20 protein-coding genes and 1 tRNA gene are annotated in these 22,035 nt (G+C 45.8%); 11 read left to right on the top strand and 10 right to left on the bottom strand.

Features of this window, described 5'->3' with window-relative positions:
- Positions 1–132: 132 nt before the first annotated feature.
- A complete protein-coding gene (locus RH86_RS17455) occupies positions 133–1,407 on the bottom strand; it encodes an HlyC/CorC family transporter (RefSeq protein ID WP_009387606.1) in 1,275 nt (424 codons plus the stop codon).
- A gap of 128 nt (positions 1,408–1,535) precedes the next feature.
- On the bottom strand, positions 1,536–2,330 hold the full coding sequence (locus RH86_RS17450; RefSeq protein WP_005593965.1) for an inner membrane protein YpjD: 795 nt from the start codon (positions 2,328–2,330) through the stop codon (positions 1,536–1,538).
- Positions 2,331–2,512: 182 nt separating this feature from the next.
- On the opposite strand from RH86_RS17450, the gene ffh reads away from it, so the two are divergent.
- The 5 genes from ffh (at position 2,513) to rplS (ending at position 6,111) form a co-directional block, all read left to right on the top strand.
- Positions 2,513–3,892, top strand: coding sequence for a signal recognition particle protein (gene ffh / locus RH86_RS17445; protein ID WP_005593966.1), 1,380 nt, complete (start codon positions 2,513–2,515; stop codon positions 3,890–3,892).
- Positions 3,893–4,103: 211 nt separating this feature from the next.
- The gene (gene rpsP / locus RH86_RS17440; protein WP_005593968.1) at positions 4,104–4,352 is read left to right on the top strand and encodes a 30S ribosomal protein S16; all 249 of its coding nucleotides are present in this window, start codon (positions 4,104–4,106) and stop codon (positions 4,350–4,352) included.
- Between the two features lie 24 nt (positions 4,353–4,376).
- Entirely contained in the window at positions 4,377–4,931 is a 555-nt protein-coding gene (rimM, locus tag RH86_RS17435; RefSeq protein WP_005593970.1) for a ribosome maturation factor RimM, read from the top strand.
- A 27-nt stretch (positions 4,932–4,958) separates the two neighbouring features.
- Positions 4,959–5,708 carry a tRNA (guanosine(37)-N1)-methyltransferase TrmD gene (gene trmD, locus RH86_RS17430; RefSeq protein WP_009387605.1) on the top strand — a complete coding sequence of 250 codons (750 nt, stop codon included), beginning with the start codon at positions 4,959–4,961 and terminating at the stop codon, positions 5,706–5,708.
- A 49-nt stretch (positions 5,709–5,757) separates the two neighbouring features.
- Complete coding sequence (rplS, locus tag RH86_RS17425; protein WP_005593972.1) at positions 5,758–6,111, top strand: 50S ribosomal protein L19; 354 nt, start codon at positions 5,758–5,760, stop codon at positions 6,109–6,111.
- Positions 6,112–6,502: 391 nt separating this feature from the next.
- Here the strand turns inward: rplS and yacG are convergent, their stop codons facing one another.
- The 8 genes from yacG to mutS all read right to left on the bottom strand — a co-directional run bounded on the left by yacG (position 6,503) and on the right by mutS (position 15,382).
- Positions 6,503–6,697: a DNA gyrase inhibitor YacG gene (gene yacG / locus RH86_RS17420; RefSeq protein ID WP_005593974.1), complete on the bottom strand. Its 195-nt coding sequence runs from the start codon at positions 6,695–6,697 to the stop codon at positions 6,503–6,505.
- A gap of 75 nt (positions 6,698–6,772) precedes the next feature.
- The gene (gene zapD / locus RH86_RS17415) at positions 6,773–7,513 is read right to left on the bottom strand and encodes a cell division protein ZapD (protein WP_005593976.1); all 741 of its coding nucleotides are present in this window, start codon (positions 7,511–7,513) and stop codon (positions 6,773–6,775) included.
- A gap of 34 nt (positions 7,514–7,547) precedes the next feature.
- Positions 7,548–8,156, bottom strand: coding sequence for a dephospho-CoA kinase (gene coaE / locus RH86_RS17410; RefSeq protein ID WP_009387604.1), 609 nt, complete (start codon positions 8,154–8,156; stop codon positions 7,548–7,550).
- Positions 8,157–8,160: 4 nt separating this feature from the next.
- Positions 8,161–9,030, bottom strand: a complete 870-nt coding sequence (locus RH86_RS17405; RefSeq protein ID WP_009387603.1) for a prepilin peptidase — start codon at positions 9,028–9,030, stop codon at positions 8,161–8,163.
- 105 nt (positions 9,031–9,135) lie between these two features.
- Positions 9,136–10,359, bottom strand: coding sequence for a type II secretion system F family protein (locus RH86_RS17400; RefSeq protein WP_038219894.1), 1,224 nt, complete (start codon positions 10,357–10,359; stop codon positions 9,136–9,138).
- A gap of 53 nt (positions 10,360–10,412) precedes the next feature.
- Positions 10,413–12,095, bottom strand: a complete 1,683-nt coding sequence (pilB, locus tag RH86_RS17395) for a type IV-A pilus assembly ATPase PilB (protein ID WP_009387601.1) — start codon at positions 12,093–12,095, stop codon at positions 10,413–10,415.
- Positions 12,095–12,553, bottom strand: a complete 459-nt coding sequence (locus RH86_RS17390; RefSeq protein WP_009387600.1) for a prepilin-type N-terminal cleavage/methylation domain-containing protein — start codon at positions 12,551–12,553, stop codon at positions 12,095–12,097. Before RH86_RS17390 ends, pilB begins: the two co-directional genes overlap by 1 nt.
- A gap of 261 nt (positions 12,554–12,814) precedes the next feature.
- On the bottom strand, positions 12,815–15,382 hold the full coding sequence (mutS, locus tag RH86_RS17385) for a DNA mismatch repair protein MutS (RefSeq protein ID WP_009387599.1): 2,568 nt from the start codon (positions 15,380–15,382) through the stop codon (positions 12,815–12,817).
- Between the two features lie 84 nt (positions 15,383–15,466).
- On the opposite strand from mutS, the gene pncC reads away from it, so the two are divergent.
- The 6 genes from pncC to RH86_RS20505 all read left to right on the top strand — a co-directional run bounded on the left by pncC (position 15,467) and on the right by RH86_RS20505 (position 22,035).
- Entirely contained in the window at positions 15,467–15,955 is a 489-nt protein-coding gene (gene pncC, locus RH86_RS17380) for a nicotinamide-nucleotide amidase (protein WP_009387598.1), read from the top strand.
- 214 nt (positions 15,956–16,169) lie between these two features.
- Entirely contained in the window at positions 16,170–17,210 is a 1,041-nt protein-coding gene (gene recA / locus RH86_RS17375) for a recombinase RecA (protein WP_005593985.1), read from the top strand.
- Positions 17,211–17,570: 360 nt separating this feature from the next.
- Positions 17,571–20,153: an alanine--tRNA ligase gene (gene alaS / locus RH86_RS17370; RefSeq protein ID WP_009387597.1), complete on the top strand. Its 2,583-nt coding sequence runs from the start codon at positions 17,571–17,573 to the stop codon at positions 20,151–20,153.
- A 151-nt stretch (positions 20,154–20,304) separates the two neighbouring features.
- Positions 20,305–21,495, top strand: coding sequence for an aspartate kinase (locus RH86_RS17365; RefSeq protein ID WP_009387596.1), 1,191 nt, complete (start codon positions 20,305–20,307; stop codon positions 21,493–21,495).
- Positions 21,496–21,571: 76 nt separating this feature from the next.
- Positions 21,572–21,769, top strand: coding sequence for a carbon storage regulator CsrA (gene csrA / locus RH86_RS17360; RefSeq protein WP_009387595.1), 198 nt, complete (start codon positions 21,572–21,574; stop codon positions 21,767–21,769).
- Positions 21,770–21,960: 191 nt separating this feature from the next.
- Positions 21,961–22,035, top strand: a tRNA-Ser gene (locus RH86_RS20505).

The following is a 22,035-nucleotide window of genomic DNA, read 5'->3' as shown; positions in this document are numbered from 1 at the left end:
GTAGCCGTAGCAGTCATGATAATTGAAAAATAGACAATAAAAACGCCTTAGCTAGCCAAGGCGTTTTTTTATATTCGTCTATTTAGTGGCAGAAAACTCAGTGGTAGAAAATGCACTCGTTTAAAAAATTACTTACGATGCCTTTGATAGCACAGGGGAGACTTTTACCAGCTTAATGCGGTTCTCTTCAATTTTGACGATTTCCATCGGATGCCCAGCGACTTGCACACTTAAATGGCTTTCAGGAATATCTTCTAAATGTTCCAGAATTAATCCATTCAATGTCCGTGGGCCATTGGTCGGCAGTTTCCATTTTAGTCCTTTGTTAATATCGCGAATGTTGGCACTGCCATTGATTAAAAAGCTGCCATCTTCTTGTGGGGCAATCTCTTCCGATAAACTTGGTGTCATTGAGGTAGTAAACTCACCGACGATCTCTTCCAAGATATCTTCTAAGGTAACCAAGCCAATGATGTCACCATATTCGTCAACGATAAGCCCAATGCGCTGCTTATTACGTTGAAACTTGAGTAGCTGAACATTGAGTGGTGTGCTTTCTGGGATGTAATAGACCTCATCAGCCGCACGCAATAGCGTCTCTTTATCAAACACATTCTTCTCTAACATGATGCGCGAAGCTTCACGTAGGCGCAGCATCCCAACCACTTCATCAATTTGGTCTCGGTATAACACAATGCGGCCGTGTGGAGAGTGGGTCAATTGGCGCACGATGGATTTCCAATCATCATTGACATCGATACCGGTGATTTCGTTGCGTGGCACCATGATGTCATTCACGGTAACGTGCTCTAGGTCGAGAATTGAAACCAACATGTCTTGGTGACGACGAGGAATAAGACTACCTGCTTCATTAACCACCGTGCGCAGTTCTTCTGAACTTAAGTGGTCATCGCCGTCGTGACTAACCTTAATGCCCATCAAACGAATAAAGCCATTGGTAATGAAATTGACAAAAATCACCACTGGTGAGAGTAGTTTCATCAGAATTGTCAGGACAATGCTGCTGGCATACGAGACGCGCTCAGGATACAGCGCCGCTAGGGTTTTAGGGGTGACTTCGGCAAAGACTAGAATGGTCAACGTTAGCGCGCCTGTCGCGATCGCAACGCCCAAATTGCCGTAGAGGCGCATGCCTAAAATGGTGGCAATCGCGGAAGCAAGAATATTAACGAGGTTGTTACCAATAAGGATAAGACCGATTAAGCGATCAGGGCGATCAAGCAGCTTCTCGACACGGCGGGCGCCTTTATGACCACTGTTGGATAGATGCTTGAGGCGGTATCGGTTCAGGGACATCATGCCCGTTTCTGAACCTGAAAAATAACCTGATATAACAATAAGACACGCGAGTAGCGCAAATAAGATACCCGTTGATATGTCGTTCAAAACGCTTTGTTTCCTTGTGAAGTCTTGGCTAATTTATGACCTAACTGAAGCGTGAAGTCAATTTCAAATACAGTATGGTGTACTTGCTGGTGGTAATAAAAAAGCACACTGAGTGTGCTTGATTAGATTTAGTTGAGAATAATCTCACGGACAAAACGGCTGCCAAAATAGGCTAACGTTAAGATTGTCGCGCCAGCAACTGCAAACCAAGTGACTTTTTTTCCTCGCCAACCTCTTTGGTAATGTCCCCAAAGCAGTACCGAGTAAATCACCCAAGCGATAAAAGAGAGCACGCCTTTGTGCGCTTTGCCTTGTGCAATCATATCGTGCACAAAGCTGAAACCGGTCACCAAAGTGGCAGTGAGTAGCAAGTTACCAATCAAAATGATTTTGAATAACTGACGTTCTATCAGCAGCAGCGGTGGAACATTGGGGTTGATGGCGAAGGCTTTCTTCGCTTTCAGTTTGTTATCCAACCAAGCTAATTGGAGTGCATAGAGCGCAGCAATGGTTAACGTAGAGTATGAGAACAGCGCGAGCGAAATGTGGATCAATAATTTCGGGTCGTTCTCAAAATGCGTCATGTATGAACTTGGTAAGAAGGTTGCCGCGCATAAATTAATGGCAGAGAAACTATAAACAACCGGCAATAAGAACCAGATGCGAGTTTTCAGCATTGCCACGCTCATGACGAGCGAAACAATAAAGCTAATTAATGAGGCGACATTGAGAATGCTGAGGTTTTGGCCATAACTGGAGAATATAAGGTCGCTGAGAGACCAGGCATGAAAAAACAGCGCTAGCAAAGCACTGATTAAAACAGTTTTGGCGCGTATCCCCGTTTGTTGAACAAGGCCGGGAATGATAGTCGCGATGGCTAATACATAGAGTATTGCTGCGCTTACAGCGATTAAGTTATCCATTACTCTCAATTAAGCTGGTCGATTTTTAACAAATTATACCTTGCATCTATCGCTTGAGCCATGGCTTATATCAGGTCAATTGTGAGAGATGAGATATCAATTTCTAATCGGCTAGTGCCAAGCTAGGGGTGGCTAAGGTATACTCACAGTAATATGTCGCCGAAATTAGCGAAGAGTAAAGGATGTTTGAGAATTTAACGGATCGCCTATCCAAAACCCTGAAGAACATCAGTGGTAAAGGTCGTCTGACTGAAGACAATATAAAAGATACCTTACGTGAAGTCCGCATGGCATTGCTGGAAGCAGACGTTGCATTGCCAGTGGTACGTGATTTCATTCAACGTATTAAAGAAAGCGCTGTTGGTGTTGAGGTGTCTAAATCTCTTACGCCAGGCCAAGAATTTATCAAAATCGTTCAAGCTGAGCTTGAAGCGGTTATGGGTGAGTCGAACGAGGCGCTAAACCTTGCCGCTCAACCGCCAGCAGTCATCTTGATGGCCGGCCTACAAGGTGCGGGTAAAACCACCTCTGTTGGTAAACTATCAAAACTGCTTAAAGAGCGTGAGAAGAAGAAAGTACTGGTTGTTTCTGCCGACGTTTATCGCCCAGCGGCGATTAAACAGCTAGAAACACTCGCGACCGATATCGGTGTTGATTTCTTCCCATCTTCACCAGATCAGAAGCCACTTGATATTGCCAATGCTGCCATCGATCATGCGAAGAAGAAATTCTACGATGTATTGATTGTCGATACGGCAGGCCGTTTGGCGGTTGATGAAGTGATGATGGCGGAAATCCAAGATCTTCACGCGGCAATTACGCCTGTTGAAACCCTATTCGTTGTTGATGCAATGACCGGTCAAGATGCGGCGAATACAGCGAAAGCGTTTGGTGATGCTATTCCACTAACCGGTGTTATCTTGACGAAAGTTGATGGTGATGCTCGCGGCGGTGCGGCATTATCGGTTCGTCATATCACAGGTAAACCTATCAAGTTCTTGGGTGTGGGTGAGAAGACCGATGCACTAGAACCATTCCACCCTGATCGCGTGGCATCACGTATCTTGGGCATGGGTGACGTACTGTCACTGATTGAAGATCTGCAACGCAATGTCGACACTGAGAAAGCTGAAAAGCTAGCGAAAAAATTCAAAGAGAAGAAAGGCTTCGATTTGGAGGATTTCCGTGAGCAGCTTGGTCAGATGCAAAACATGGGCGGCATGATGGGCATGATGGATAAGCTGCCAGGTATGAGCAACTTACCCGCCAACGTTAAAGATAAAGTTGATGACAAAATGTTCCACCAGATGGAAGCGATCATTAACTCGATGACGATGAAAGAGCGTCAACGTCCTGAACTGATCAAAGGTTCACGCAAAAAACGTATTGCAGCCGGTTCGGGTACACAAGTACAAGATGTAAACCGTCTGCTGAAACAGTTCACTCAGATGCAGAAGATGATGAAAAAAATGCAGAAGGGTGGCATGAAAGGCATGATGCGTAACATGCAAGGTATGATGGGCGGCGGCATGGGTGGTGGTTTTAACCCGTTTGGTCGTTAATTATACAAACACAAATGAAGTTTCAAGGTGTTAGCTGAATCACATACTTATTTCCCAATTTGTGGTGGTGAAAAAATAGCTAAACACCTTGCATTGCTCCTGAATAAGAGTAAAATTCCGGAGCTTTATTTTGGCACGAGACCCCAAACTGTTTAATAAATTAGACGGTTATTGGGGTTAATTTTATTTTTGAGAAAGCAAAGAGGACGACATGGTTACCATTCGTTTGGCACGTCACGGCGCTAAAAAGCGTCCATTTTACCAAATCGTAGTTGCGGATAGCCGTAACGCTTCAACTGGCCGTTTCATCGAGAAAGTAGGTTTCTTTAACCCTACTGCTCAAGGTCAAGAAGAAGGTCTACGTCTAGACCTAGATCGCGTTAACCACTGGGTTGGTCAAGGCGCATCTCTATCTGACCGCGTAGCTAAGCTAGTTAAAGACGCTCAAAAAGCGGCTTAATTCTTTTTTATAGAGAAATAGCTTATGTCGATGAAGGGTGAAGAAACTATGAGTGAGCAAGATAACAGAATCATTGTGGGTAAACTTGGGTCTACCTATGGTATTCGTGGCTGGCTTAAAGTTTTCTCCTACACAGACAATGCTGAAAGTATTTTCGATTATAGCCCTTGGTTTTTAAACCAAAAAGGCGAATGGGTTGAGTACAAAGTAGAAAGCTGGAAACGTCATGGCCAAGGCTATGTATGTAAACTAGAAGGGTTGGATGTTCGTGAAAACGCGCAATTACTAACCAACTTTGAAATTGCTATTGACCCAGCAGTACTTCCTGAACTGTCAGAAGAAGAATTCTACTGGCGCGAATTGTTTGGTATGCAAGTAGTAACCACTAAAGGTTACGATCTAGGTGTTGTTACCGACATGCTAGAAACTGGCTCAAACGATGTTCTGGTTGTTAAAGCTAATCTAAAAGATGCTTTCGGACAAAAGGAACGATTAATCCCGTTTCTTGAAGAGCAAGTGATCATCAAAGTTGATCGCGAAGCTCAACGGATCGAAGTTGACTGGGATCCTGGATTCTAATTCCAAAACTACAGAGCGAGAGAACACATGTGGGTTGGCATAATTAGCCTTTTTCCTGAAATGTTCCGTTCTGTTACTGATTTTGGAGTAACAGGTCAAGCGGTTAAAAAAGGTCTTTTATCGATTGAGACATGGAATCCTCGTGATTTCACTCAAGATAAACATCGCACTGTTGATGATAGACCTTACGGTGGTGGTCCAGGAATGTTGATGATGGTTCAGCCTTTGCGCGATGCTATTCAATCAGCAAAACAGGCGTCACCGGGTAAGACGAAAGTGATTTACCTATCACCTCAAGGTCGTAAACTCGACCAAGCTGGGGTTGAAGAGTTGGCAACGAACGAGAACTTGCTTCTTATTTGTGGTCGCTATGAAGGGGTAGATGAGCGCATCATTCAATCTGAAGTCGACGAAGAATGGTCGATTGGTGATTTTGTGATGACGGGTGGTGAGATACCAGCCATGACGTTAATTGACTCAGTATCAAGGTTCATCCCTGGTGTACTTGGAGACTTTGCGTCAGCAGAAGAAGATTCTTTTGCAAATGGCCTGTTAGATTGCCCTCACTATACGCGCCCTGAAGTATTGGATGGCAAAGAAGTACCTGCGGTACTGATGTCAGGCAATCATAAGGACATTCGTCGCTGGCGATTAATGCAATCGCTAGGCCGTACTTGGCTAAGAAGACCAGAGCTCCTGGAAAACCTAGCTCTGACTGACGAACAGGAACAATTACTGGCTGAATTCATCAAAGCGCATCGCGCCGGTGAAAAGTAAGCAGTAACCTATTTTATTAAGTATCAGTTTATTCTAGGAATTTATTAAAATGAGTAACATCATCAAGGCTCTTGAAGAAGAGCAACTAAAAACAGGCCTACCTAAATTCGCACCAGGTGACACTGTTGTTGTACAAGTTAAGGTAAAAGAAGGTGATCGTGAGCGTCTACAGGCTTTTGAAGGCGTTGTAATCGCAATCCGTAACCGTGGTCTACACTCTGCTTTCACTGTTCGTAAGATCTCTAACGGTGAAGGTGTTGAGCGTGCGTTCCAAACTCACTCTCCAGTTGTTGATAGCATTGAAGTTAAACGCCGTGGTGCAGTACGTCGTGCCAAGTTGTACTACCTACGTGAACGTTCTGGTAAGTCTGCTCGTATTAAAGAGAAACTTACTAAGAAGTAATGCTATAACTAGCGTTCTCATAGTATTAGCGGAGACCATTTGGTTTCCGCTTTTTTTTGCTTATAGGTTGGTGGTATTTCGCTATAACTGAAGCTTCGGTACTTATTTAGTTACGTTTCCTGATGGATAGCTGCATAACAGATCCCCAACTCGCTCGTACCTCGCTCTTGAGGATGACGAATAAAGTAGAGCGCATGGCAATTAAACTGTGTGGATACTAAAAATAAAAATAGAGCGCTTGGTGTTTAATTCGCATCGATATCGAGGGCTGTACCAAGCCTAAACGGTGTCATTCCCGAGAACGACGAAGGAGTGTAGTCGGGAATCTTAAATATGAGGCACAAAAAAAGCCGACGTTTTCACATCAGCTCTTGCATTATACTTTGGCGCTCTAGTACTGATCCTCAGACCAACCGTCGCTGTCAGACATATCTGGTGCGCCAGCAATGCTGTTTTCTTCGTCTGCCCATTCACCAAAATCAATCATCTGGCATTGCTTGCTGCAAAATGGACGGTGCGGGCTTTGCTCACCCCAAACGACTTCAGTGCCACATTGTGGGCATGGAACTTTAGTAATTTTAGTCATAAATAGTATTCGTACAGTAAAGATTATCGCCAGTATAGCAACTAACGCTGTAGAGGTAAGCTGGGGATGTGTCGCTTAGCAGCAAACTGCCAGCTCAAATGCCACATCACCGGCAAAGGCTTGGCCTGATTTAAACTCGATGAATTTGATCGCGAAACGGTTTTTATGCCCAGAGATCATTGGGTAAACACCATATTGCATTGGGATATTTAAGCGTAAGATATTCGCTTCTTCCGCATCGCTTTGATAAAAGCCGTTGTGTGCTTGCTGAGTAATAAAGCGGCCTGTTTCACGCGTAAGTTTAAGCCACAGCTGCAACGCATTGGATAACGCACCGAGAGACTCCATCCAGTTACTGGCATCGGCTTGTTTCTCTTGATTAGAAAGATGCAGCCAATGGTGCAGCGCTGGCAAGTCAAAACAGCATGCGCCACCGGGCAAATTAAAACGCTGGCGAATGGCACTGAGAAAACGGTCTTCTTTCAAGCGTTGACCAAAACGCTCTGCCGCCATTAATTGGCTATGTACTTGATCGACTTCTTGCAGGATCTCTTGCAGGGTGTTTTGGTCAACACCATCGAAATTGAGCCAGTTACGGTAAGTCTGTCGCTGCTTCTCAATATCTTTAGCTAATTCACTTTTTAGCTGAATTTGTTCGAAGATTTCCAACAGGTCAAATAAGGCGCGGAAGAAATTAAGGTGCTGCAAATCGTCACTGAATTTTGCGGACACATCGAGCTGATGTAACAGCGCCTCTACACGAAGGTAGATGCGAGTTTTCTCGTTCAGCGGGTGTTCAAAGTAGTGAGTGGTCATTTACATGCAGCCCTGAAATTTTGTCGCTTTATTCTCACCGATTTTCCCTACACATTTCTAGGTACTTTTTATGTAATTCTGTGATTTGGTACAAAAGTTGTTGGTTTTTTGAGTGGTTTTTAATCACGTCATCGGCAATCGCTAAGCGTTGCGCTCTTGTTGCTTGAGAATTAACAATCGATTGAGCTTGTTGCTGTGATATACCATCACGTAACATGGTGCGTTCAATTTGACTACTTTCATCGACATCGACCACCAAAACCCGGTTGGCGAGTGTTTGCAGATTATTCTCCGCCATCAAAGGGATCACCAGCAAAGCATAAGGTGTGGTGGTGTTATCAAGCTGCTCGAGCATTCTTTGGCGGATCATCGGATGCAATAGCGCATCTAGCCACTGTTTTTCGTTCGGATCAGCAAAAATGATGTCGCGCAGCTGCGCGCGATTGAGAGTGCCATCATCCAATAAAATTGCAGCACCATAGCGTTGGACGATTTGTTTGAGACCAGCACTTTCTGGCTCAACCACCTCACGGGCGACGATGTCAGCATCGACAATATCAATACCGAATTGTTGCTGGAAAAGGTTGGCAACAGTGGTTTTTCCGCTCGCAATGCCGCCAGTCAGGCCAATCACAAAAGGCATCGAATTACGCTCCTAGTAGAAAACGGTAGTAGCCATGGAGGATCTGCTCCCCCCATAACATTGCGATCCAACCAGCGATGGCTAAGTAAGGACCAAATGGAAACGCTTTATCAATGCCTTTGCTCTGTAGACGTAATTGAATAAGCCCAAACACCAATCCCACCAAAGATGAGACTAAGATGATCATCGGCAGGTACTGCCAGCCAAGCCAAGCGCCTAGCGCGGCAAGTAATTTAAAATCACCGTAACCCATACCTTCCTTTTTGGTTATGAGTTTGAAAGCCCAGTAGACACTCCATAGGCACAAATAGCCGGCCATGGCGCCAATGACCGAATCTTGCAAGCTCACTGGACTGATGCCAAACAGGGCTAAGGCAATGCCGCTCCACATTAGTGGCAGAGTCAGGCTATCAGGCAGCAACATGGTATCGAGATCGATAAACGTCGCTGCGACTAAAACGAAGGTAAAAAACAGCAGCGCGATAGTGAAGTAACTGACGGGCAAGGTGGTGGCAACCAGCAAGCACAAGCCCCCCGTGAGCAACTCGATTAGAGGGTAGCGAGCACTGATTTTGCTTTGGCAGTTGTGACATTTGCTTTTTAGCAGTAGCCAGCTGATAACAGGAATGTTATCGATGGCGCGAATCTGGGTATGGCAACTCGGGCAAGCTGAGCGTGGGACGCTGAGGTTAAATGTCTCTTGTGGAACTTCAATTTTGTATTCGGGAAAACTTTCTGCACAATCGTGACGCCACTCGCGCTCCATCATAATCGGTAAGCGGTAGATGACCACATTGAGAAAGCTGCCAACGATTAGACCAAACACCGTCGCAAGAAGTGGGAAGAGCCAAGGGTAATAAACAAACAGTTCCATAGATAACTCATTAAGTGCTTTAAGGCGATGGCTGATACGCAAGTCGCGTCGAGATCTGTCGTGTAGAGATTTATAGTGACTTGAGTAATTTTATAAGCTGCTATCTTAGCCTATAACGTTCATTAAATTAAATATTGGTAAGTAGATAGCGATAACGAGGCTACCGACCACGATACTGAGAAAAATGATAATGGCCGGTTCAATGATTTTGCCTAGGTTATCAACGGTGTCATCGATTTCTTTTTCATAGATGGTCGCGATCTTAATGAGCATCTCATCAAGCTTACCTGCCTCTTCGCCAATCATCAGCATTTGCAATGGCATTTCGGGAAAAGTATCGCTGTCGCGCATGGCGAGATAAAACGGCATGCCTGCTGCGGTATCTTTTAGCACTCGTTCAAGAGCCGCTTGGTAATAGAGCTGATTGGTGGTTTTTGCGGCTGATTTCAAACAAGACAATATTGGAATGCCGGCTGAAAAGCTGGTGGCCATGGTGCGACTGAACTTAGCGATTGCCGCCTTACTGATGATTGGGCCGATGAGAGGGAGGCGCAAACTGGTTCGGCTCAAGTAGATCCGGCAGCGAGACGAACGTGCTTGAGCCCATTTGCAGAGCAGTAGAGAACTAACCATGCTTATGGCGATCGTTCCGCCCTGTTCACGAGCAAAGTAGGACAGCGATAATACTTGTTGAGTAAACCAAGGCAGTTCAGCGCCAAAGCTTTGGAACATACTGTCAAACTCAGGAATGACGATGGTTAACATCACCCAACTGACGGCCAAAGCGGTGAGTAAAACGATAGAAGGGTAGATCATTGCTTTGATCACTTTGGCTTTGAGGTGTTCAGATTTTTCACGGTGTTCGGCGATACGGGAAAACACTTGGTTGAGCTGTCCAGTCGCTTCCCCCGTCGCGACAAGATCGATATAGAGAGAATCAAACTGATGCGTTGCTTTTAAGGCCTGGCTGAGAGGAAGGCCTGCTTCAACTTGGCTGGTTATCGTTAGGAGTAGGGCGAGCATTCCGGATTTTTTGCTGTTGTCGTTGACCAGTTTGAGCGCTTGAACGAGCGGAATCCCAGTATCGAGAATGGTGGCTAATTGGCGGGCAAGTAAGGTGATCTCTTTAGGCTTAACCGTTTCGAGTTGGCGCTGAAGCCAAGAAAGTTTGTGTGACGTTAATTGGGTGATGCGGATCTTTTGTTGCTTTAATCGCTGACGAACATCGCTCTCACGGAATGCCAAGTATTTACCCGTGACACGCCGACCCACAGGGTTGGTTCCCTTCCAGCGATAGATTTTCAACCGGTGCTGTGATTTTTTATTCATAGTGTTAGAGGTGATTTATTTCAGTTAAGAGGGCCACAGCTTGTCAGAGCCCGCTAGCCAAATAGCAACACGCGTTGTAATTCTTGGCGACTGGTTTTGCCAGCGTTGAGTGCAGCAATACCGGATTGTTGTAAGCTCATCATGCCTTCACTTTTGGCGAGCGTTTCAATCTCAATGGCAGTCGCGCATTGCAATATCGCTTGTTGCAGTTTGGCGTTTATTGGCAGCACTTCAAACAAGCCTATTCTGCCTTGATAACCCTGATTACATTGAGTACAACCGTGCTGATTGGCTTGATACTGCTGATCAGTGATGGGGCCGAGTAAATCGTCCTTAGCATCGATGTTTCGTTTTGCTGGCTCTTTGCAATACGCGCAGAGTTTTCTGACTAAGCGCTGGGCCATCACCAGCGTCAGTGAGGCGGCAAGATCATAAGTTTTAATCCCCATACTCGCTAAACGAACGATGGTGTCAGCTGCGGAGTTGGTGTGCAAAGTGGAAAGAACCAAGTGACCCGTTTGTGACGCTTTGATCGCAATGTCAGCGGTTTCAACATCACGAATTTCGCCGACCATAACAATATCTGGATCTTGACGAAGAAAAGAGCGCAGTGCGCAAGCGAAGTCGAAGCCGATTTGCGGTTGAATTTGGACTTGATTGATACCGCTGAGATTGATCTCTACTGGATCTTCTGCGGTGGCAATATTGACTTGCGTCGTGTTGAGAAGATTTAGCCCACTATAGAGTGAGATGGTTTTACCGCTGCCTGTTGGGCCTGTAAATAATATCAACCCTTGTGGTTGTTTGAGTGCTTTTAAGTAGTGCTGTTTTTGCTGGTGGCTATAGCCGAGTCGGTCAATATCAAGCAGGTTGATACCGCTTTCTAATAATCGCAGTACCACCTTTTCTCCCCATAAAGTGGGTAGTGTCGAGATTCGCATATCCACGGCGGTATCAACATTCAGCTTTACCTTGCTTCTGCCATCTTGCGGTCGTCGACGTTCAGCGATATCTAAGTTGGCTAATATTTTCAACCGTGTGGAGAGGCGGCGGCCAAGTTGAGAAGCTGGTTGGTGGCTTTCTACGAGTAGGCCATCACAGCGTAGGCGAATCCGGTAATGCTTTTCATACGGTTCAAAATGAATATCAGAAGCACCTTTGCGTATCGCCTCGAGTAAAATCTGATGAATGTAGCGGCTGACGGGGGCGTCATCTAGGCTCAAATCTTCTTCTCGACCAAACTCCTCTTCGCTGACATTCACTAGCTGTGCCAGTTCCAGGGCATTGATCTCTTTCTTCGCGGTTGTGGTGGATTGAAGGCTTCGGCCATATAGGGCATAAATGGCCTTCTTGATAGCATTGTAGTCAGTCACCACTAATTCAATCTGCAATCCAGTCGCAAAACGAAACTCGTCTTCAATCACATCCAGTGTCGGATCGACCACTGCCAGCGTGAGCGTGCCATTGGTTTTGGCAAGTGGTAATGAAAGGTGTTTTTGGATAAGTGTACTCAAACCCAACTCTTCACAAACCGTACGATACTCATAGTGAGCAATATTAACTTGTGGCAGTTTGAATAATTGGCTTACCACAGCGGCTAATTTATCTGCGCAAATGAATTCTAGTATTGACGGATCAAAGCCAGAAGGATGGTTTGAGGTAAAAGGTGGCTGGCCTACTTGCGTGTGAGCAAGTAGGCCTTGTTGAGAAAGTAGCGTCGCTAAATGATGACTCATTAATCTGGACAGTAGGCGCTTTGTGCATTGCCACCGGCGTCTGTACAACTGGCCGCCCAAGTAATGCCCTGATCGCTGTACGTCGCGCTGAGAATGAACTCTTCCCCAGATTTCACCGGGCCTTTATCGCTTGTTGCTTGAGCGATCACTTGTATTGCGCCAGAGACATTCGTCGCGGTAACACTGATGTTGTTGATTGCCGCGCTTGGTACATGTCCTGCACTGGTGTTGCAGTTAGTGGCAAACGTGCTGGTACTTGAGGCTTTTTCCAGTGCACACATTTCAACGGCTAGTTTAACTGGGGCGGCGATGGTAGGAAACTCCGCCATGGTCGCTTTCTTGGTGTAGTCTTGATAGGCAGGAACCGCGAACACCGCCAATATAGCGACAATCGCCATGACGACCATTAATTCAATAAGAGTGAAACCGCGTTGAGAGCGAGTTAACGTATTGTTCATGTGAAGCTCCATTTTGATTGTGAGGCAGGCGCTAGATTGGCCGAGTAAATGAACAAAGAGAAATGCAGTGACGGGAATTCCGAGCAACGAAGGCGAGTGTAGACTGGTTGTTACAAGGTGTTTTCGTTCTGTTTTGAAACCCATCGCTATCACTAATGACTTTGCCAAGGTTACAAATGGGGTAAGAAGAAATAAAAATGCCGCGATGTTACTCGCGGCATTGTGGTTATTGATTACTTAGCACTGAATCATTAAACGATGCTATAGCATTTTCTTTAAACGATAGAGTGCCTCTAATGCTTGGCGTGGTGTTAGATCATCAGGATCGATATTGGCCAGCGCCTCTTCTACTTCGCTCGGTTCAGGAATTAGGCTGAGTTGATTGGCAATATCAACCGCACTACTAACAGGCATTGAAGTGTTACTTGCTACACTCAATTGTTCCAATTGGGTCAATTTGGTGCGTGCTTGTTTGATCACCGTTTTCGGTACACCGGCAAGCCCTGCAACGGCGAGGCCATACGATTTACTCGCCGCACCTTCTTGAACTGCGTGCATGAAGGCAATACTGTCGCCATGCTCAACCGCATCCAAATGGACATTGGCAAGATGAGGGATCTGGTTCGGAAGCTCAGTGAGCTCAAAGTAGTGCGTGGCAAACAAGGTTAACGCACCAATCTGTTTGGCTAGGAACTCGGCACTTGCCCAAGCGAGCGATAGGCCATCATAGGTACTGGTACCGCGGCCAATCTCATCCATCAACACTAAACTGCGTTCAGTCGCGTTGTGCAGGATGTTAGCGGTTTCAGTCATCTCGACCATAAAGGTTGAACGACCGGAAGCCAGATCATCTGATGCGCCAATACGAGTGAAAATACGATCAATCAAACCAATCTGAGCACTTTCGGCCGGTACGTAAGAACCAATATGCGCCATCAATGCAATCAAAGCGGTTTGGCGCATGTAAGTTGATTTACCCCCCATGTTCGGGCCGGTGACGATCAGCATTTTTCGCGAGGTATTTAGCGCAACAGGGTTCGCGATAAACGGCTCGTCCATCACTTGCTCAACCACAGGATGGCGACCACCGAGAATATCGATCCCCGGTTGTGTGGTTAATGTTGGTCGACAGTAATCTAAGCTATCAGCACGCTCGGCTAAGTTTTGCAGCACATCAAGTTGAGAGACAGCCGAGGCCAAATTTTGTAGCGGTTCTAAATGCGGCATTAAGAGATCAAACAGCTCTTCCCAAAGTTTTTTCTCAATCGATAGGGCTTTTGATTTTGAACTTAGTACCTTGTCTTCATGCTCTTTTAATTCGGGAATGATATAGCGCTCGGCATTTTTCAGCGTTTGGCGACGCACATAGTGTGCTGGCACTAGGTGGCTTTGTCCTCGGCTGACTTGAATAAAGAAGCCGTGTACCGCGTTGTAGCCAACTTTGAGTGTCTCAATGCCATGTCGCTCACGCTCTTCGCGCTCGAGTTTATCAAGGTACTCGGTCGCGCCATCAGCTAAATCACGCCACTCATCAAGCTCTGCGCTATAACCGGAGGCAATTACACCGCCTTCTCGAATTACGACGGGGGGATTTTCTTTAACCGCGCGCTCGAGTAGATCACAAACGTCATCAATCGGTGCGGCGTATTGGGCCAATTTGGCAAGGTAAGGGTGGTTAAGGTCGTTAACGACGGTTGCCAATTCTGGAAGTTGCTGCATTGCGTGACGCAGACGGGCAAGGTCGCGTGGGCGAGCAGAGCGTAGAGCGAGTCGCGCGAGAATACGTTCAATATCGCCAATCTGTTTAAGCACCGGCAGTAGATCGCCAAACAGGCTCAAATCTTTAATTTCACTGATCGCATCAAGGCGTTGATTGAGCGTATCGACGCAGCGCATTGGTTGGTGTAGCCAACGTTTGAGCATTCGGCTACCCATAGGCGTCGCCGTTTTATCCAGCACTTCTGCGAGAGTGTTAGTTAAGCCGCCAGCGAGGTTATGAGTGATCTCTAGGTTGCGGCGAGTCGCGGCATCCAGAATCACGGAGTGATCTTGTCGGTCGAAAGTCAGTGAACGAATATGTGGCAGCGCCGTACGTTGGGTATCTTTAACGTATTGGATCAAACAGCCTGCGGCACATAAGCCTAATGTGGCATTCTCCACACCAAAGCCAACCAAATCGCGCGTGCCAAACTGTTGGTTTAACTGCTGCTTCGCCGTATCGATCTCAAATTCCCACACAGGACGACGTCGATTACCCGTGCGCGAAGCCATCAAGTGCACTGCGTCAAAATCTTCCGGAAACAGCAGTTCGCGAGGGGAGGTACGCTGAAGTTCGGCTGCCATTGCTTCTTCAGTTTCTGGCTCGGTTAGCTGGAAACGGCCAGACGTAATATCGAGTGTCGCATAGCCAAACTTATCATTGTGTTGATAGATAGCGGCAATCAAGTTGTCGACGCGCTCAGACAATAGTGCTTCATCAGTCACGGTGCCTGGTGTAACGATACGTACCACTTTTCGCTCAACAGGCCCTTTGCTGGTGGCTGGATCGCCAATTTGCTCACAGATAGCAACGGATTCACCCAGTTGAACCAGCTTAGCAAGGTAGCCTTCTACGGCATGGTAAGGCACGCCAGCCATTGGAATGGGTTCACCTGCAGAAGCGCCGCGTTTAGTCAGCGAGATATCCAGCAATTGCGAAGCGCGCTTGGCGTCATCATAAAAAAGCTCATAAAAGTCACCCATACGATAGAACAACATGATCTCAGGATTTTCGGCTTTCAACTTAAGATATTGCTGCATCATTGGGGTGTGTTTTTGTTCGGCTTTCACGGCTAACTTCTTTCGTTTATGACAATTGCGGCTTAGGATACGTCAATCGATCTCAAGCGAAAAGTCACAATCAGGATTTTGAATATGGAATCACATCAAATATTGAGTACCGAGCTGGGTAGATTACTGGCGAAACATCACCAAGTGCTTGTCACGGCAGAATCGTGTACAGGCGGCGGTGTTGCCACTGCAGTAACCGACATTGCGGGTAGCTCAGCATGGTTTGATCGAGCATTTATCACTTATAGCAATGAAGCTAAGATGGAAATGTTGGCAGTGCACGCCGAAACGTTGCAACAATACGGTGCGGTTAGCGAACCGGTGGTGTTAGAAATGGTGGCTGGCGCACTTAAGTATTCAAATGCCACCATCGCGGTATCGATCAGCGGAATTGCAGGGCCTGGTGGTGGCAGTGAAGAGAAGCCTGTGGGGACGGTCTGTTTTGCTTGGGCTGATACGAAGGGTTGGCAAGTGGTCGAAACGGTGTGTTTTGGTGGGGATCGCCATACCGTGCGCTCACAAGCAGTTGAATACGCGTTAAAAACACTGTGTGACTATTTGGCTGAACATTGATAAAAGTTGAGTCGAAGATCATGATTTCGCGACTACGAGTTTAAAATTGTTGTTAGATCAGTACTCTATCGAGCGAAATCAAAAAAAAGTCACACAGCTATAGACACTGTATGAATCAACAGTATAATGACACTCATTGACTGTTCAGTGTCACTGGACAGGACTCAACAAAAATTTTTATTCATCGGTGATGATGGGTAGTTTGGAGAAAGTGATGGACGAGAACAAACAGAAGGCGCTCGCCGCTGCGCTAGGTCAGATTGAAAAGCAATTTGGTAAAGGCTCAATCATGCGCCTTGGTGATAACCGTACAATGGATGTTGAAACCATCTCTACTGGTTCACTTTCTCTAGATATCGCATTGGGTGCTGGTGGCTTACCAATGGGTCGTATCGTTGAAGTTTACGGTCCAGAATCTTCAGGTAAGACAACGTTAACACTTGAACTGATTGCTGCTGCGCAACGTGTAGGTAAAACCTGTGCGTTTATTGATGCTGAGCACGCACTTGATCCTATCTATGCGAAGAAGCTGGGTGTTGATATCGATGCTCTGTTAGTTTCTCAGCCAGATACGGGTGAGCAAGCGCTAGAAATCTGTGATGCACTTGCACGTTCAGGTGCGATTGATGTTTTGGTTGTCGATTCAGTAGCAGCTCTAACACCGAAAGCAGAAATTGAAGGTGAGATGGGCGACAGTCACATGGGTCTGCAAGCTCGTATGCTTTCTCAAGCGATGCGTAAGTTAACCGGTAACCTTAAGCAATCAAACTGTATGTGTATCTTCATCAACCAAATCCGTATGAAGATTGGTGTGATGTTTGGTAACCCAGAAACCACAACCGGTGGTAACGCGCTAAAATTCTACGCTTCTGTTCGTCTTGATATCCGTCGTACGGGTTCGATCAAAGATGGTGACGAAGTGGTGGGTAACGAAACACGCATTAAAGTTGTTAAGAACAAGATCGCAGCACCATTTAAACAAGCTGAAACTCAGATTCTTTACGGCCAAGGCTTTAACCGTGAAGGTGAGTTGGTTGACCTAGGTGTAAAACACAAGCTGATTGAAAAAGCGGGTGCATGGTACAGCTACAATGGTGACAAAATCGGCCAAGGTAAAGCGAACGCGTGTAAGTACCTAAAAGAAAATACTGAAGCGGCGCAAACCATCGATAGCAAACTACGTGAAATGCTATTGACCCCTGCTCAACCAGAAGAGCCAGAAGTTGGCGAAATGCCACAAGAAGAAGAGTTCTAAACCCTTAACAATAATCGTTGAGAAAACACAGTTTAGACACTCACTTTAGAGTCATCAAAGCCCTGCTCATTGAGTGGGGCTTTTTGTTACTGGTAGACAAATCATATTCTCGTTTTACACCGAAAAATCGGTGTGCGTTTTATGACAATCTTTTTATGATGAAATCCGCGTTGAGATCAGCAAGCGAGAGTATTGAATCTAATAGATTGTTTTAGTAGCAATTGACGCACTTTTCCCCATCAGGTCAGAAAAACGCCACAAAAACCCCACAAATAGAGCAATGGCGAAACTAGCATCTAGTGCTTGCTTATGTGTACAATACAGCAAAATTCTATCTCGACTATTTTCAGGAAGAGCTGCATGTACATGAGCACAGATGAGGTTCGTAACGCGTTCCTTAAGTTCTTTGAGAGCAAAGGACACCAAATCGTAGAAAGTTCATCGTTAGTACCGCATAACGACCCAACCCTGCTTTTCACTAATGCAGGTATGAACCAATTTAAAGATTGTTTCTTAGGTTTAGAAAAACGCGCCTACACTCGAGCGACTACGGCTCAACGCTGTGTACGTGCTGGTGGTAAACACAACGATCTAGAAAACGTTGGTTTTACCGCTCGCCACCACACTTTCTTTGAAATGCTAGGTAACTTTAGTTTTGGTGATTACTTCAAAGAAGACGCGATTGCGTTTGCTTGGGAATTCCTGACTGAAACCCTTCAGCTACCAAAAGATCGTCTATTGGTGACTATTTACGAAACCGATGATGAAGCCTTTGACATCTGGAACCAGAAAGTTGGCATTCCTGCCGATCGTATTATTCGTATCGGCGATAAGAAAGGTGGTAAGCCATTTGAGTCAGATAACTTCTGGCAAATGGGTGATACTGGTCCTTGTGGCCCATGTACTGAAATCTTCTATGATCACGGTGATCATATTTGGGGTGGCCGTCCAGGTACGCCTGAAGAAGATGGTGACCGCTTCATCGAGATCTGGAATAACGTATTCATGCAGTTCAACCGTCAAGCTGACGGCACAATGGAACCGCTACCAAAACCATCGGTTGATACCGGTATGGGTATTGAGCGTATTTCTGCAATCATGCAGGGCGTTCATTCAAACTACGAAATCGACGTATTCCAAGCATTGATTAAAGCAACGGCTGAACTGATTGGTTGTGAAGACCTTTCTAACCAATCGCTACGCGTTATTGCTGACCACATCCGTTCATGTTCATTCCTGATCGTTGATGGCGTAATGCCTTCAAATGAAGGTCGTGGTTACGTACTGCGCCGTATTATTCGTCGTGCCGTTCGTCACGGTAACAAGATTGGCGCACAAGGTGTGTTCTTCCACAAACTGGTTGGTGTACTTGCTGAGATTATGGGTACGGCTGGTGAAGAGCTGAAACGTCAACAAGCGTTGGTTGAGAAAGTACTACGTATCGAAGAAGAGAACTTCGGACGTACTCTTGAACGTGGCATGACAATTCTAAACGAAGCGTTAGATAACCTTGACGGTAGCGTACTAGACGGTGAAACCGTATTTAAACTTTACGATACTTATGGCTTCCCAGCTGACCTGACTAACGACGTTGCACGTGAACGTGAGTTCGCGATTGACGAAGAAGGTTTTGAAAAAGCGATGGAAGAGCAGCGTCAACGTGCTCGTGAAGCAGGCCAATTCGGTACTGACTACAACGCGGCAATTAAGACTGACGTTGAAACAGAATTCTCTGGTTACACTGGCACTGAAGGTGAAAGTGTTATCGCGGCATTGTTTGTTGAAGGCAATGAAGTGGATTCACTGTCTGCAGGTGACAAAGCGATCATCATTCTTGAAGAGACGCCATTCTACGCAGAATCAGGCGGTCAATCAGGTGATGCAGGCGTACTGAAAACTGAATCAGGTCTGTTTACTGTTGAAGATACGCAAAAGCTAGGCAATGCGATCGCTCACCACGGCGTATTGGCAGAAGGCGTGTTCGCTAAAGGCGATAAAGCGCATGCGATGGTTGATGCGGTTCGTCGTACAGCGATTACATTAAACCACTCTGCTACGCACCTATTACACGCAGCGCTACGCAAAGTGTTGGGTGAGCACGTAACGCAGAAAGGTTCACTAGTAAAAGCAGACAACCTACGTTTTGACTTTTCACACCTTGAAGGCGTAACCGCGGCAGAGCTTAAAGAAGTTGAGCGTATCGTGAATGCACAAGTACGTCGCAACCACGATATTGAAACCAACGTAATGGATATTGAGTCTGCGAAACAAAAAGGCGCAATGGCATTGTTTGGTGAGAAGTACGATGACGAAGTTCGTGTACTTTCAATGGGTGAGTTTTCAACTGAGCTTTGTGGTGGTATCCACGCGGCTAACACAGGTGACATCGGCCTATTTAAGATCACCTCTGAAGGTGGTATTGCAGCAGGTATCCGCCGTATTGAAGCGGTCACTGGTGAAGCGGCTCTTGATGTGATCGAAGCGCAAACTGCTAAATACGAAGAAAAATTGGCAGAAGCAGCAAACAAAGCGAAATCGCTAGAGAAAGAAATTCAACAGTTGAAAGACAAGTTGGCCTCTCAAGCAAGCGCAAGCTTAACTGACCAAGTGAAAGACATCGCTGGTGTGAAAGTATTGATTGCTCAGCTAGATGGTGCTGACAACAAAGCATTGCGTGGCATGGTTGATGAACTGAAAAACCAAATGGGCAGTGGCATCATTATGTTGGGTAACGTTGCTGATGATAAAGTTGGCTTGATTGCCGGTGTAACTAAAGATTTAGTCGGTAAAGTAAAAGCGGGCGAATTGGTTAACATGGTGGCACAGCAAGTTGGCGGTAAAGGTGGCGGTCGTCCAGATATGGCGCAAGCGGGTGGTACTGATGCAGCGGCGCTACCAGCGGCACTAGCGACAGTTGATGCTTGGATTGCAGAGCGACTATAAACCATAAAATAGAAATCAACGCTCAACCAATTGGTTGAGCGTTTTTTTTGTAGTGAGTAGAGATTCGAATTTAATTCTCACCGATTGAATCGCCGTTTGCTATCTCGGGCAAATGGCACAGTGAACTCGGTTCTTAGGAAGGTGAAGGCTGGTGAAAAAGCCCCTGATTGTGCAAAAGTTTGGTGGAACCTCTGTCGGTTCAATCGATAGAATTCATGCGGTTGCAGAACACATTATCAATAGTAAAAAACAAGGCAATCAGGTCGTTGTGGTTGTCTCTGCGATGTCTGGAGAAACCAATCGACTAATGAGCTTAGCTAAGCAGGTGGACGACGTGCCTGCGGCGAGAGAGTTAGACGTTCTATTGGCTGCTGGTGAGCAGATGTCGATGGCATTGTTAGCCATGACGCTCAATAAATTGGGTCATGCTTCATCTTCATTAACAGGGACGCAAGCAAAGATTATCACTGATCAATGCCATAATGATGCCACGATTAGTCATATTGATACTGGGCCGATTCGGGATCTATTAGCAAAAGACCAGGTTGTAATTGTTGCAGGGTTTCAAGGTGTCACTGAGCAGGGTGATATTACGACGTTGGGACGTGGTGGTTCAGATACCACTGCTGTTGCGCTAGCCGGAGCGCTTCGTGCGCAAGAGTGCCAAATTTTTACTGATGTTGATGGTGTTTATAGTTGCGATCCTAGAATAGTTCCACAAGCAAAGCGGTTGTCAGTGATCGACTTTCCTTCGATGGAACGTATGGCTCGCCATGGCGCAAAAGTACTGCATCTGCCTTCTGTGCAATATGCGTGGCAGTATCAAGTTCCTCTGCGTGTGTTATCGAGCTTTGATCTCAATAGTGGCACGCTAGTGAAAGGTGAGAATTGTCATCGTCCGATGAGTGGCTTAGCCATTTTACGTGATATGTGTCTGATTCACATAGAGAGCGAACATTTTTTAAATGTGCAAAAACAGTGTCAATTGTTAGGGATTACGATCGGTAATGTGATCGAACATCCAGAATGGTTAGCCATAGTGATAAAACAGGATGATTACACTAAGCTTGAGCTAGCGTTCCAGCAAAAAATTAGTAATAGTGAACCTATCGGTTTGTTAACTATGGTTGGATTGCAAGCTGAACGATCAGCCGAGCGTTCTTGCCAGTTGCTCGCTGCACAAAATATCAAGACGATCCATGTTGCATCAGATGGGCTGTCGATTACTTTGGCTATATCGCCTGAGAGTATCGACAAAGCAGCTAACATATTGCACCATGCTCATATTGCTTCCAGTGAAGCACTCGTTTGCCTACAAAAACATGCCTCGTTAAACGAATAAAGTTTACGAAAATATAACTTTTGTTGGATAATAGCTTCGTAGCAAGATTTTTAAGAGATTACTCAAGGAGCACAGAATGCTAATTTTAACTCGCCGTGTTGGTGAAACTCTAATGATTGGTGATGAAGTCACCGTAACTGTACTAGGTGTTAAAGGTAACCAAGTACGTATCGGTGTTAATGCTCCGAAAGAAGTGTCTGTTCACCGTGAAGAGATCTACATGCGTATTCAGGCAGAAAAAGGTAATAGTGCCCCAACTTCAGGCAACTACTAATTACTTTTGAAAAGCTGGCATTGCGTCAGCTTTTTTTGTGAAGAAAAGCAGTTATTTGTTCGTACAAGCTCGAATAAACACCGCTTTGATTAAATAGCCAACGGTTGAATGACTTTTTGCTATTTTTACCAAGAAAATGTTTGACATATTTTTGGTAAATCGTAATATGTGCCTCCGCAAGACGGTGAGGTGGCCGAGAGGCTGAAGGCGCTCCCCTGCTAAGGGAGTATACGGCTTAATACCGTATCGAGGGTTCGAATCCCTCC

Origin of the sequence: Vibrio sp. N418, from assembly GCF_000222565.1 — a bacterium.
Lineage (GTDB): Bacteria > Pseudomonadota > Gammaproteobacteria > Enterobacterales > Vibrionaceae > Vibrio > Vibrio scophthalmi.
Note: the sequence above shows the minus strand (reverse complement) of the source record. Positions and strands in the feature narration are given on the sequence as shown.